We start from the raw sequence: 12,628 nt of genomic DNA on the forward strand, positions 1-12,628 counted from the left end.
GTATCGCGCCGTTCTCAGGCCCGGCGCAGTACCCGTGGGAGCCGGCGGCAGCCCTGGGGGCCGCAGGGATCAGAATGTCTTGCTGACCGCAGCCACCACCGTGGCCGAGCAGACATCCTTGAAACCCAGGTAACTGGCGCATTCGCTCTCGGAAAGGTCGGTGTCGATGTAGCTGACCGACCAATCGAGCGACAGCATCGTGCGGGTCAGCTTAACTTCCCACTCGTGATAGTCATCCCGGCTGGTCCCGTCATTGGCGAACCAGCTTGGGTCCTTGTAGTCGTTGCGCCCGTAGCGCACCAGCAGGTCGGTGTCGAACGGCAGCAGGGTGGTGTAGCCCACATAGCTGTAGAGCATCGACTGGTCGCCGTTGAAGTTCTCCGAGTAGTTACCACCGAGCAGCACACCCCAGGCACGCAGTTCGGTGTGGTACTCGCCATAGTTGAAGTTGCCCTGACGCGGGTACACGTACTTGATGTACGAAGTATCGAGGGTGACATCGTCGTTGATCTGCCAGAAGTAGCCGGCGTAGTAGTCCAGCTCCTGGCGTGTGCTGCTGCCGAAACCGAAGTCGACGTTCGAACTCCATACGCCTGCGTACAGGCCGCTGGCGTGCGCCAGGGTCAGCGAGCCCTGCAGGGCTGGATCGTTCTGGGTCTGGGAGATGCCACGGGTGCGGTAGTCGCTGAACACGCCAGCCTTGGCCTCGAGGCTGAAATCGTCATTGAGGTCGATGGCATGGGCCAGCGGGGCACAGGCGAGCAGGCCGCCTGCGATGAGGTTGCGTAAGGTCATTCGATGCTTTCCGTTTATTGTTGTTGTGCACGGTGACGCGGGGTGTGGCTTTTTGCGGACGAAACCCGCTCCAGGCGTCGGTGTTGCACCTGTGGAGCGGGTTGGTCCGCCAAGCGATCAGCGCTGGTAGATCTGCTTGCCGGCGAACCAGGTCTGCAACACCTGGGTATCTCGCAGCGCCTCGGGGTCGACGCTGAGCACATCGCGGTCCAGGACGATCATGTCCGCCTGCTTGCCGACTTTCAGCGAGCCCACTTGCTGCTCAAGACGCATGGCGCGGGCGGCATTGAGGGTGTAGGCCTGGAACATGGTTTGCCGGTCGATGGCCTCGTCAGCATTGAGCACCCCCTTGGGGCCCTTGCGGCTCACTGCCTGGTAGATCGCCTTCCACGGCTCCGGGGTGGTGATCGGCCAGTCACTTGCTCCGGCGATGGTCGCCCCGGCCTTGTACAGCGAGTGGGCCGGATAGCTGTGGGCGAAGGCGTGTTCATCGACATACGGCTTGACCAGGTCGAGGTTGGTCTCGTCGGCACTGGCCCAGTACAACTGCATCGAGGCGATCACATCGAGCTGCTTGAAGCGCGGGTAGTCCTGGGCGCTGACCATCTGCAGGTGGGTGATCGAATGGGGGACGCCGCTGTGACGGGCTCGTCGGGCTTGTTCTACGCCATTGAGCGCCTCGCGCACGGCGCGGTCGCCGATGGCATGGACGTGCACTAGCCAGCCGCGTGCATCGGCGGCATCGACCAGCTCACCGAAGTGTTTCGGGTCCAGCAGCAGTTCGCCGCGTTGGCCGGAGTTCTTGTAGGGTTCGAGCATCGCTGCGCTCTGCGCCGGCATCTCGGCCACGCCGTCGGCGAAGACCTTGATGCCGGGCAGGGTGAGGTTGCGCACGCCGAGGAACTGCTGGCGTACCTTGTCCAGCTCATTCAGGTCGGCCGGGCGGGCCTTTGAGTCGGCCATCAGCAGCGCGGCAATGTGGGCCGTCAGCTCGCCGCGCTGGGAGAGGTCCTTGTAGACCGGCAGCACGCCGAGCGAGTCGTTCTTCACGTCCGCCCCGGGCAGTTCGTTGGCCAGTGGGTCCATCCAGCCGGTAATGCCGAGCTGCTTGGAGTAGTCCAGGGCCATGCGGCCGGCGGTCATCAGGGTTTCGTGGGAGAGCGGTGGCAGCAGGTCGGTCACCGGGTAGTAACTGGCATCGGCCAGGAACCCGTTGGGCGTGCCGTCCTCATGCTGACCCATGGTGCTGCGGGCCTCGGCAGGCAGAGCCGCGATGGTCTTGGCATCGATTTTGGCGCGCTTGAGCAGGGCCTGGTTGGCCCAGCCGGTGTGCATATCGTTGGCGGCCAGAAGGATCGGCTGCTCGGCCCATTGTCCGTGGTTGAAGCGCTGCTCCAGGGCTGGGATGTCATCCCAATAGGTCCCTGGCACGCCGCCGACGACCAGGAATTCGCCTCGCACGGCCTTGCCATCCTTGCGCCACTCGAGCAGGCGTTGTTCCAGTTCATCGAGCGGGATCTGCTCGCCCATCAGGTTGGCCAGTTCCAGTTGCAGGCCGCCCTTGATGGCATGGGAGTGAGAATCGAGCATGCCCGGCATCAGCACCTTGCCACCCAGGTCGATGACACGGGTGGCGGCGGCCTTCAGGCGCAGCACGGCTTGGTCGGATCCCACGGCAACGATCTTCTCTCCCTCGACCGCCACCGCTTGCTGCAGCGGTTGGCCTGGCTCGGCGGTGTAGACCTTGGCGTTGTGAAAGATCACGTCCACTGCCGCGAAGCTGTGCAGGGAGGTGCAGGCCAGGCCCGCGCTGATCGCCATCTTCAGGAGGTGCTTCATTCGGTGCCTCGTTCTTGTTGTGATTGCGCCGCAGCGTAGCCAACGCACAAGACCGGTTAAATGCGACGACAGGCACAACTTTTTTCGCGATTGGGAAACAATCCCTGGCCTATGATTGCCATGGCGCAAGCCACACGCCGCTCGACGCCTATTCAAATCCGCGCTGTTTGCGGGTTTGATGGAAAGGCGTGGATACCCGCACGCGCTCTTCATTGCCTCGCTTGTGCCGAACAGGAAGAAACCATGGACAAAATGACGGCCCTGACCATCTTCGTCGCCGCCGCCGAACACGGCAGCTTCAGTCGAGCGGCCGAGCAGTTGGGCAAGACACCTTCGGCCATCACCAAGGCCGTTGCTCACCTGGAGGCCGAGCTCGGCGTGCGCCTGTTCGAGCGCACCACCCGGCGCATGGCCCTGACCGAGGCCGGGACGGTGTATCTGGAAGGTGCGCGCCAGGCCTTGATGCACCTGCAACTGGTGACCGAGGAGGTGGAGCAGTTGCAGCACGCACTGCGCGGCACTTTGCGCATCACCGCGCCGCCTTCGTTCGGCCCGGCGTTTCTCAACCAGGTCTGCTTTCGCTTCATGCGCGAACACCCGCAGGTGCGCCTGGAGGTGAACCTCAACGATGCCAATGAAGACCTGATCGACGGCGGTTACGATCTGTCGCTGCGCGATGGCCCCACCGACCAGCCCGAACTGATTGCCCAGCCACTGATCGAGAACCGCGTGGTGCTATGTGCCAGCCCCGACTACCTGGCCCGACGTGGTGAGGCCATCACCCTGGAGAACTACGCCCAGCACGACTGGCTGCTGTTGCGTCATCCGCTGCTAAACCGCAGCTTCTGGTGGGTCGAGCATGAAGGCCAGACGTTGCGTGTACGCCAGCCCACGCCCCGGCTGGTGAGCGACAATTTCGACTTTTTGCTCGCCTGCCTGCTCGATGGCCATGGTCTGCAGTTCGTGCCCACCTGGTGCGCCGCGCCTTATCTGGCCAGCGGGCAACTGGTGGAAGTGTTGCCGGACTACTGGCGGGCCTTGAGTGCCTTCGGGCCCTGGGTGCACGTGCTGTACCTGCCCCATCGGCGCAACACGCGCAAGGTGCAGGCGTTCATCGCCTTGCTGCACGAGCAACTGCGCAGCCAGGGGCTGTAATCGGACTGCGGGGCGCAATTGTTCCGTTTGGGCACAAAAGTTGTGCGGGTTGTGGCGATGATCCACCGGGGACGGCTCGCTAGGCTAGCGGTGGTTGCCTGAACACAGCGGCCACTTCGTGCCCGGTCCATTACCACCTGCCACCCTCACGGCAGGTGCATGCAGTAGAGGTGCGAGGCGGCCTCACTCTTTCCAGAACAGCAACGATGCCCCGAGCCTGCTGTACCAGGAGTTCCCCGCAGTGAAGATCCATACCCTAGTCACCGATATCCGCACGCCTGCCGAGCGTGGTCGCCAGATCGGCGAGCGCTTCGCCGAGCAGATCCGTCATACCACCCAGCTCTATCTGGACTTCTTCCCTCGGGTGGGCGTGTCCGTGCGCGAGGCGCAACGTATCGGCGAAAACAGTCTGGCCGCCTTGGAAGCCTGGAGCCCGAATCTAGCGGCCGAGGTGATCGGCATGGCCAGCGGTGCCGACCTGCCGGTGTGGCAGTTGGCAAGCCTCAACGCGCGCACCGAGGTGCTGGCTGCACGCACCCGCCACAGCGAATGCTCCACCACCGTGCATGCCCCGCGCGGCCCACGGGCGCCGCAGACCCTGCAGACCTGGGACTGGCACGACAGCCTCTGCCCTCATGGCCTGATGCTGGCGTTGCACACCGAGCGTGGCATGAACGTCAAGCTGTTCTGCGAATTCGGCATGCTTGCCAAGCTGGGCGTGAACAGTGCAGGCCTGGGGCTGCACTTCAACATTCTCCACCACACCAGTGACAACGACAGCGGCGGTGTGCCCGTGCACGCCATTGCCCGTCGTCTGCTCGAAGAGGCCAGTAGCGTCGAGGAGGCCATCGAGCTGGCCCGTTCGGCGCGGGTCAGCGCCTCCACCGTGCTTACCGTGTTCTCCCGCGAGGACAGCAGCCCGCGCGCCGTCAGCATCGAGCTCAGTCCAGAGCGCACGGCACTGGTGCTGCCCCGTGAAGACGGCTGGTTGCTGCACACCAACCACTTCCTCGACCCGCACCTGAGCCTGGGCGAGCAGGTTGCCGACCGTGCCGATACCCAGTGCCGCCTGGGCCACCTGGAGCAGGTAATCGGCCAGATGGGCAGTGCCGATCTGCGCGCCCGCGCCGAAGCCATGTGTGGTGCACAAGGCGACAGCGCGCCGATCTGCTTCCACCCGGACATGGCCATGCCCGACACCGAACGTTGGGAAACCCTGCTCAGCGTGGGGATCGATACCGAGCGCTGCGTACTGGAATACGTGGCGGGCACGCCGCTGCAACTGGCCAAGGTTGGCTTCGAACGTTTCTGAGCCCCACCCGGTGCCGCCTGAGCAGGGCGGCACCCGCTGACAACGAGAACAACAACAATGCATGCGGAACAATCCAACCCTGCGTCGTCCCGGTCTGCGCTGCGGACCTTCTGCGTCTCCGGCATGGGCACTGCGCTGGAGTTCTATGACTTCATCATCTACGGCACCGCGGCTGCGCTGGTGTTTCCCCAGGTGTTCTTCCCCCAGATGGATCACCTGACCGCGACCTTGGTGGCCTTCAGCGCCTTTGGTGCCGGCTTCTTCGCCCGGCCGCTGGGCGGCTTGGTGTTCGGCCACTATGGCGATCGCATCGGCCGACAGAAGGTGCTGGTCGCGACCTTGCTGCTCATGGGTTTGAGCACTTTCCTCATCGGCTGCTTGCCAAGCCATGCCAGCATCGGCGTCGTTGCGCCGATACTGCTGGTGGTGTTGCGTCTGATCCAGGGCTTCGCCGCCGGTGGCGAGTGGGGCGGTGCCGCGCTGTTCGGCATCGAGTCGGCGCCGCCGGGCAGGCGAGGACTGTGGGGCAGCTTCACGAGCATGGGCATCGGCGTCGGTGGCATCCTCGGCGCTGTGGTGTTCACCATCGTCAGTGCCGCCTTCAATGACAACCTGGTGGATTTTGCCTGGCGCATCCCGTTCTGGCTCGGCGGCACCTTGGTGCTGATCGGCCTGTACGCACGCTTGAAAGCACCGGCACCGGTCGCAGCCCCGGCGGTCAAGCCGGTCCGTGCACCATTGGCCGAAGCCTTGCGCCAGCGTCCGCGCCAGTTGTTGCTGTGCACCGGCATTGCCTTCGGCTATTGCACCATCGCCTACATCGGCAGCACGTTCTTCCTGACCTACGCCACCCAGGTGGGCTTCGGCAGCACCCAGGCATTGATGTTCGACCTGACCTTGTCGATCGCCATCGTGTTCTCCGCGCCGCTGTTCGGCTACCTGTCCGACCGTTTGGGCCGGCGCACGGTGATGGTGTTCGGTGCGGTGGTCATGGCGCTCGGGCTGTTCGCCTTCTTCGAACTGGTAGGCATGAAGAGTTTCGGCATCGCTTTGTTCGCCTACAGCCTCACGGGCCTGCTGATGGGCGCGACCCAGGGGCCGATCCCGGCATTTCTGGGTGAGCAGTTCCCACGTAGCATGCGCTATTCCGGGATCTCGGCCAGCTATCAGATCGGTGCCGCGTTGGGCGGTGGGACAGCGTCGAGCATCGCCACGGCGATCCTCATCCTCACCGACCACAACCCGTTGGGCGTGGCCCTGTATGGGGCTGGGGCGTTGGCGTTGGTAGCGGTGTGTTCGCTGATGCTGCGCGAGACTTCGCGCCTGAGCATGGCGCAGATCGACGAAGCGCCTGCTGGCGTGGCGGGTGAGGCGGTGCTGGCCCGGCATTGAGAGGAGATGGCGATAGTCCTGTATCGACAGATCTGGGTAAACCCGCTCCCACAGGTACAGCAGTGTGTCTAATGACACTGCAGCACTTGAGGGAGCGGGTTTACTCGCGAAGCAGGCGCCGCGGTTTAGTACAGGCGCCACCCGGGACTTAGCCGATGAGCAGTTCGCGCAGGCCGTTGGGATGCTCGATGCGCTCACCCGGCAGGGCGATGCGCTGGTTGGCGCGGTAGTCGTGGAAGGCACGGGCCTTGCCGATCAGCGACAGGTCTAGGGTCACGGTATGCCGTGACTCGCCCCGACCCGCCTCGAACAGCGTCCTGCCAAAGGGGTCGACCCCCAGACTGTTGCCGACGAACACGCAGTCGTCCGGCCCATTGCCCACCCGGTTGGCCACCACGGCGAACACCTGATTCTCCATCGCCCGGGCCATCACCGACACGCGATGCACGTCATCCTCGGGCTCCGCCAGGCCATCGGTGATCAGCATCACCTGTGCGTCGAGCGCCGCCAGTGCCCGGGCCGTCTCGGGGAATTCGCTGTCGTAACAGATCAGCAGGCCGATGCGCACCCCACGCCACTCCACGGTCGAGAAGCGATCCCCAGGCACCACGATGCCATGCTCCGGCACCCACAGGTGGGTCTTGCGGTAGGTGAGCAGAATGCCTTCAGGCGCAATGAACAGCGTGGTGTTGTAGAAGGTGCCATGGGCATTTTCATAAAGCCCCAGCACCACCGCCACATTGCGCTGGCGCGCCGCTTCGACCACCGCCTGCACGGCTTCGCCCTCGACAGATTCCGAGAGCATGCCGACGTCTTCCTGGCTGAGAAACCCGGTCAGGTGCGACTCGGGGAACAACACGACGTCGGTGTCCGGCGCACACTGGGCGATGTCCTTGAGGATGCAACTGAGGTTGTAGGGCGTGTCGCCATCGCGCGTCGTGGTTTGTATGACTTCGATCTTCATGGGGCGTCCGTCTCGTGGTGTCCGACCGCTTTGAGGTCGGGTGACTTTTGCAAAGGGTGATGCAAGTATGAAAACAACGACAGTCAAAACAATCACGCCGAGTGGTTAACCCGGGGGTAGGCATGGGCCTGAGTCTGCAGGATCTTTCGTGGCACCAGGGCATAGGCCAGTGCATCGAGCACCTCGATCGACCGAGCTTCTGGCGCACGCTGGCCACGTTGCTGGGCGACTTCGTCGAAGTGGATTCCTGGGTTGCCTTGTTGTTCAGCCAAGACAAGCCACTGATCTTCGACCAAAGCCCCTATGACCGGGAGGGCATCGACCCCTTGGTGAGCGAATACGCCAATGGCCTGTACCTGCTGGACCCGTTCTACCTCAACAGTCGGGAGCAGGCGCAGACCGGTCTGGTGCGCTTGGCCGACATCGCCCCGGAGCACTTCCAGCAGACCGATTACTACCGGCTGTACTTCACCCATAACGTGGTCGCCGACGAAGTCCAGTTCAACGTGGTGGTGGGGCAGGGACGCACGCTGTGCCTGTCGCTGGGGGGCTGCCGACGGTTCAGCGCCGAGCAGCTCGCCATGCTGGAGCTGATCCGCCCATGGCTGATCGGCCTGATGCGCCAGCGCCTGCATTTCGAGAGCCTGCCGGAGCGGGCACCTGCGGGCAAACCGGCGCTGGACTTTGCCAAAGGTCGCGATGAAGCGCGCCGGCAGTTGGAGTCGGTGCTCACCGCACGGGAACTGGATGTGGTGCGCTTGATCCTCTCCGGCCACTCCAACAAGGAGGCCGCGGCCAAGCTTGCGCTTTCCGCCGAGACGGTGAAGGTCCATCGGCGCAACGTGTACCGCAAGCTGGACGTGAACTCCCAGAGCGAGCTGTTCTCGCTGTTGTTCCTGACGGGCGAGGCGCTGGGTAGCTTGCGCTCTGTTTCCTAGTTTTGGTGGTCGTTGATGAGATCTGCGCCAACGCCTGATCCCGGCGGGCGAGCCGGTGGCGGTCCAGGTGCGCGATGCGTTGAGTCATTTCAGGGCGGGGCGCTCGGTTGATCCTGCGTGGTTACTCATCCAAGGCCATGGCCGAACGTCTGGCGATTTCTCCGGAAACCGTCAAGGTTCACCGCCGGCAGTCGTTGGGGCTCGATCCGGAGCATCCTTGAGATTTACCGGGACACGCTCAGGGCTGCTCGGCAAACAGCGCCTTGGCCTCGTCGAAGCACTGCTCGGCAATCGCCGAGCGCGGCTCGCTACGGCGCAGCAGCAAGCCTACCGGGCTGTGGATGCTGGCATCGGCGATGGGCAGGATGCGCAAGTGCTCGGACAACTCTTCCAGCCCGCAATCGAGCGGCATCACCGCGCAGCATAGGCCGGTGTTGATGGCCTGGATCAGCTGGAACGTGGAGTCGCTCTCCAGCACCGCAGCCGGCTCCAGGCCCCGGCTGCGCAGGCTCAGGTCCAACGACTGGCGGTAGTGCATGCCCTTGCTCAGCAGACCCAGCGGCAGGTTGGCCAAGGCTTCCCAGCGCAGTTGCGGTCCGTCGAAGGCGAAATGCCGGGTGTCATGCAGCAGGCCCATGGTGGTGGTGCCTAGTTCGATCACCTCGAAGAAGCTGGTATTGACCTGGTCCAGGTAGCAGATCCCCAGGTCCAGCTGGTTGCGGCTCAGGCCATCGATGATCTGCTCGGAGCTCAGCGAACTGACCTGAAAGTGCAGCTCCGGGTACTTCTCGCGCAGTGGCAGCAGCAGGTGCATGGGGTTGAAGCTAGCCAGCGGCACGGTGCCCAGGCGCAAGCTGCCGACCACCTGGCCACGGCAACTGGCGGCCTCGGCCTGCAGGCCGTCGTGAGCGGCGAGCAGGGTGCGGGCCCAGGCAAGGATGCGCTCGCCGGCTTCGGTGAAGCCCTCGAAGCGCTGGCCGCGCTTGACCAGTACCAGGTCCAGTTCGTCCTCGAGATTGCGCAGGCGCATGGACAAGGTCGGTTGGGTGATGTGGCACAACGCGGCGGCCTGCCCGAAGTGTCGGGTCTGGTCGAGAGCGATGAGGAATTTGAGCTGTTTGATGTCCATGGCGCGGTCTGGCAGGCAAGGAGTCGATTGCGCGACCTTAACCAAGTCTGCCGTGGCTGGCCATTGTTTCGTGATGATAGAGCCGATTGATGGTTTGGTTCGTCATATCGATTGGACGTCGCCCAAGGGTTGGCCCTAGCGTGGTATGGCCATGCCCCATGCAGAGGAACCCAAGGTGAGTGTGAAACCGGATGCAGTGTTCGTACCGCTCAATGTCGCCGTGCTGACCGTCAGCGATACCCGCACCTTCGATAACGACACGTCGGGCGAGCTGCTCGCCACCCGAGCGGTGGAGGTCGGTCATCGCCTGGTGGCGCGCGCGCTGCTCAAGGACGACCTTTACAAGATCCGCGCCCAGGTCGCCCAGTGGATCGCCGATGAACAGGTGCAGGTGGTGATGATCACCGGTGGCACGGGTTTCACCGGTCGCGACAGTACCCCCGAAGCGGTGGAGTGCCTGCTCGACAAGCGTATCGATGGCTTCGGCGAGCTGTTCAGGGCACTGTCGATTCTCGATATCGGCACCTCGACCGTGCAGAGCCGGGCCCTGGCCGGGCTGGCCAACGGCACCTTGGTCTGCTGCCTGCCGGGCTCGACCGGCGCCTGTCGCACGGCCTGGGAAGGCATTCTGGTGGAGCAGCTGGATGCGCGGCACCGGCCATGCAACTTCGTCCCGCACCTCAAGGCGGTGGGAGCCTGCGAAAGCCGCGGCTAGACAAGCGCTTGGCAGGCACCCGCGAATGCGCCAGTGGGCCCACTGATGTATTCGCGCATAAAACCACTGCGACAGGCCGCGCGGCGGTTGCTCAGCTCAGCACATGATCGACCGGCATCAACGCCGGCGGCAGTGGCTCGTGTCCCAGGGCTGAGAGCACGTCGCGCTCGACGGTGCGTACCAGGGCATCGGTCGGCAGGTCGTTTTCATCGCGCCCGAACGGGTCTTCCAGCTCGTTGCCGATGGCGTCCAGACCGAAGAAGGTGTAGCTGATGATGGTGGTGAACGCCGGGGCCAGCCAGCCCAGGGGTTCGGCCAGGGCGAAGGGCAACAGCAGGCAGAAGATGTAGCTGGTGCGATGCAACAGCAACGTGTAAGGGAAGGGCATTGGTGTGCTCTTGATCCGCTCGCAGGTCGCCTGCACCTGCGACATCCCCACCAGGCGCTGTTCCAGCAGGGTGTAACGCCATTCGCTGATGTGCTTGTCTGCGGCCAGGCGCGAGCACTGCTCGCCGATCTCGCGCAGGATGGCGTCGCATGGGTTGTAAGAGCCTGCGCGGGGAGCCTCGGCCAGCCAGGGGCCGGCAGCCTGCAGTTCATCTTCGTTGCGCAGTCGCGCATTCAGGGCGTGGGCAAAGCCGCACAGCCCGCGAAGCAGCCGGGCGCGCAGGTGCTCATCGTTGATCACCTGGCTTTCGCGGATGAACGAGCGCGCTTCGATGATCAGTTGCCCCCAGGCCTTGCGGCCCTCCCACCAGCGGTCGTAACAGACGTTGTTGCGAAAGCTCATGAAGATCGACAGCGACAGGCCCAGCAGCGTGAATGGCGTAGCACTGACCGGGTAGAAGAACGCCGGAAAGTGATGCTCTATCAGCACGATCAAGGCGGCCAGCAAGGTCACCATCAGGCAGCGCAGGGCAATGCGTTTGACGATCGACCCCTTGAGGGTGAACAGCACGCGCAGCACATCGGGGCGGGGATGGACGATCATGGTGTTCCAGAGGCGGCCGGTCAGCCGCCGGTCATGTTCATGAAACGCAGGATCTGCACCTCGCCACCGACTTCGAAGTGATGGCGGTAGGGCTTGAGCTGCATGGCGTCGCGAATGGCCCATTCCAGGCGCTCGGCGTCGCCTGGATGGGCGCGCAGGATCTGCTTGAGGTCCATCGAATGTTCGTTGCCCAGGCACAGCAGCAGGCGGCCCTCGACGGTGAGGCGTACGCGGTTGCAGGTGGCGCAGAAGTTGTGACTGTGGGGCGAGATGAAACCGACCCGGGTGTGTGGTGCTTCGGCCAGGCGCCAGTAACGGGCCGGGCCCTGGGACGACTCGGCCGAGTCGACCAGGGTGAAATGCTCGGCGATGCGTGCGCGCACCTCATCGCTGGAGCAGTAGGACTCGCCGCGCTCATGCTCGTTGATCACGCCCAGGGGCATTTCTTCAATGAAGGAGATGTCCAGTTCCCGATCGACGGCAAAGCGCACCAAGTCGACGATTTCATGGTCGTTGCGGCCTTTTAGCACCACGCAATTGAGCTTGGTGCGCTGGAACCCGGCGCTGCGCGCGGCGTCGATGCCGGCGATCACCTGGCTCAAGTCACCCGTGCGGGTCAGGCTGCGGAAACGCTCGGCATCGAGGCTGTCGAGGCTGATGTTCAGGCGTGATACACCGGCATCGAACAGGGGCTGGGCCAGGCGGCCCAATTGCGAGCCGTTGCTGGTCAGGCACAGCTCGCGCAGACCAGGCAGCGCGGCGATACGTGCGCACAGCTCGACGATGCCCTGGCGTACCAGGGGCTCGCCACCGGTCAGACGGATCTTGCGGGTCCCCAAGGCGACGAAACGCTCGGCCACCTGGTACAGCTCCTCAAGGCTGAGGATCTGCTGGCGCGGCAGGAACTGCATGTCTTCGGCCATGCAGTAGACGCAACGGAAATCGCAGCGGTCGGTCACCGACATCCGCAGATAGTCGATGCGCCGATTGAATCCGTCGATCAGTGCCCGGGTGTTTTCTTCCACGATCGTGCTCTGCAGGTTAGGTGAAGCGGCGGGGCGCCGCGGACTAGTTCCAAGCTATAACCTGTGCGCACCCCCGTCAAATTGCTTTCCCCGACTAAACGATCAGTCTCCTCTATCATGGCCGCAGGCCAAGAAATACGCGGCTTTCCGGTCTTGATCGAAACCGTTTATCACACTGTCAGGCATATCGATTGGACGCGTTGGGGCCGCTCTTCATAGGCTGGAAAAAAGCCGGAGATTCACTGCCGGTGCATTTCCAAGCGCCCGAGGACCCCATGAGCGAAGACAACCACATCAGGGATTACAACGGCCCCGCCGCTGGCTGGGGTGCGCTCAAGAGTGTGACCAAGGCCTGGCTGGGCAGCGAGAACGC

Annotated in this window: 11 protein-coding genes and 1 pseudogene; 6 read left to right on the forward strand and 6 right to left on the reverse strand. The window is 63.8% G+C overall.

Going from position 1 to position 12,628, the window contains the following annotated elements; genetic code table 11:
* Positions 1 to 69 precede the first annotated feature (69 nt).
* Both HMPREF3173_RS18885 and HMPREF3173_RS18890 read right to left on the reverse strand, forming a co-directional pair.
* Complete coding sequence (locus HMPREF3173_RS18885) at positions 70 to 795, reverse strand: TorF family putative porin (RefSeq protein WP_070575574.1); 726 nt, start codon at positions 793 to 795, stop codon at positions 70 to 72.
* 117 nt (positions 796 to 912) lie between these two features.
* The gene (locus HMPREF3173_RS18890; protein WP_070575577.1) at positions 913 to 2,634 is read right to left on the reverse strand and encodes an amidohydrolase; all 1,722 of its coding nucleotides are present in this window, start codon (positions 2,632 to 2,634) and stop codon (positions 913 to 915) included.
* Positions 2,635 to 2,877: 243 nt separating this feature from the next.
* Here HMPREF3173_RS18890 and HMPREF3173_RS18895 point away from each other — a divergent pair, with 243 nt between their 5' ends.
* From HMPREF3173_RS18895 to HMPREF3173_RS18905, 3 genes are all read left to right on the forward strand, one after another.
* Positions 2,878 to 3,789, forward strand: coding sequence for a LysR family transcriptional regulator (locus HMPREF3173_RS18895; protein ID WP_070575582.1), 912 nt, complete (start codon positions 2,878 to 2,880; stop codon positions 3,787 to 3,789).
* Between the two features lie 241 nt (positions 3,790 to 4,030).
* Positions 4,031 to 5,101, forward strand: coding sequence for a C45 family autoproteolytic acyltransferase/hydrolase (locus HMPREF3173_RS18900; RefSeq protein WP_070575585.1), 1,071 nt, complete (start codon positions 4,031 to 4,033; stop codon positions 5,099 to 5,101).
* A 57-nt stretch (positions 5,102 to 5,158) separates the two neighbouring features.
* Positions 5,159 to 6,493, forward strand: a complete 1,335-nt coding sequence (locus HMPREF3173_RS18905; protein ID WP_043215279.1) for an MFS transporter — start codon at positions 5,159 to 5,161, stop codon at positions 6,491 to 6,493.
* Between the two features lie 148 nt (positions 6,494 to 6,641).
* Here HMPREF3173_RS18905 and HMPREF3173_RS18910 read toward each other — a convergent pair whose 3' ends face one another.
* The gene (locus HMPREF3173_RS18910; protein WP_070575589.1) at positions 6,642 to 7,457 is read right to left on the reverse strand and encodes a carbon-nitrogen hydrolase family protein; all 816 of its coding nucleotides are present in this window, start codon (positions 7,455 to 7,457) and stop codon (positions 6,642 to 6,644) included.
* 122 nt (positions 7,458 to 7,579) lie between these two features.
* Between HMPREF3173_RS18910 and HMPREF3173_RS18915 the strand changes: the two genes are divergently transcribed.
* Positions 7,580 to 8,395, forward strand: coding sequence for a helix-turn-helix domain-containing protein (locus tag HMPREF3173_RS18915; protein WP_070575593.1), 816 nt, complete (start codon positions 7,580 to 7,582; stop codon positions 8,393 to 8,395).
* Positions 8,396 to 8,423: 28 nt separating this feature from the next.
* Positions 8,424 to 8,616: pseudogene (locus HMPREF3173_RS24450) on the forward strand (LuxR C-terminal-related transcriptional regulator); the annotation flags it as partial.
* A 17-nt stretch (positions 8,617 to 8,633) separates the two neighbouring features.
* Here the strand turns inward: HMPREF3173_RS24450 and HMPREF3173_RS18920 are convergent.
* On the reverse strand, positions 8,634 to 9,524 hold the full coding sequence (locus HMPREF3173_RS18920; protein WP_070575596.1) for a LysR family transcriptional regulator: 891 nt from the start codon (positions 9,522 to 9,524) through the stop codon (positions 8,634 to 8,636).
* Between the two features lie 151 nt (positions 9,525 to 9,675).
* On the opposite strand from HMPREF3173_RS18920, the gene moaB reads away from it, so the two are divergent.
* On the forward strand, positions 9,676 to 10,239 hold the full coding sequence (moaB, locus tag HMPREF3173_RS18925) for a molybdenum cofactor biosynthesis protein B (RefSeq protein ID WP_371906696.1): 564 nt from the start codon (positions 9,676 to 9,678) through the stop codon (positions 10,237 to 10,239).
* 91 nt (positions 10,240 to 10,330) lie between these two features.
* Here moaB and HMPREF3173_RS18930 read toward each other — a convergent pair whose 3' ends face one another.
* Positions 10,331 to 11,230: a bestrophin family protein gene (locus HMPREF3173_RS18930; protein ID WP_043215296.1), complete on the reverse strand. Its 900-nt coding sequence runs from the start codon at positions 11,228 to 11,230 to the stop codon at positions 10,331 to 10,333.
* Between the two features lie 20 nt (positions 11,231 to 11,250).
* A complete protein-coding gene (moaA, locus tag HMPREF3173_RS18935; protein WP_083300097.1) occupies positions 11,251 to 12,255 on the reverse strand; it encodes a GTP 3',8-cyclase MoaA in 1,005 nt (334 codons plus the stop codon).
* Positions 12,256 to 12,628 lie beyond the last annotated feature (373 nt).

The organism is Pseudomonas sp. HMSC08G10, from assembly GCF_001808425.1.
Taxonomy (GTDB): domain Bacteria; phylum Pseudomonadota; class Gammaproteobacteria; order Pseudomonadales; family Pseudomonadaceae; genus Aquipseudomonas; species Aquipseudomonas guariconensis.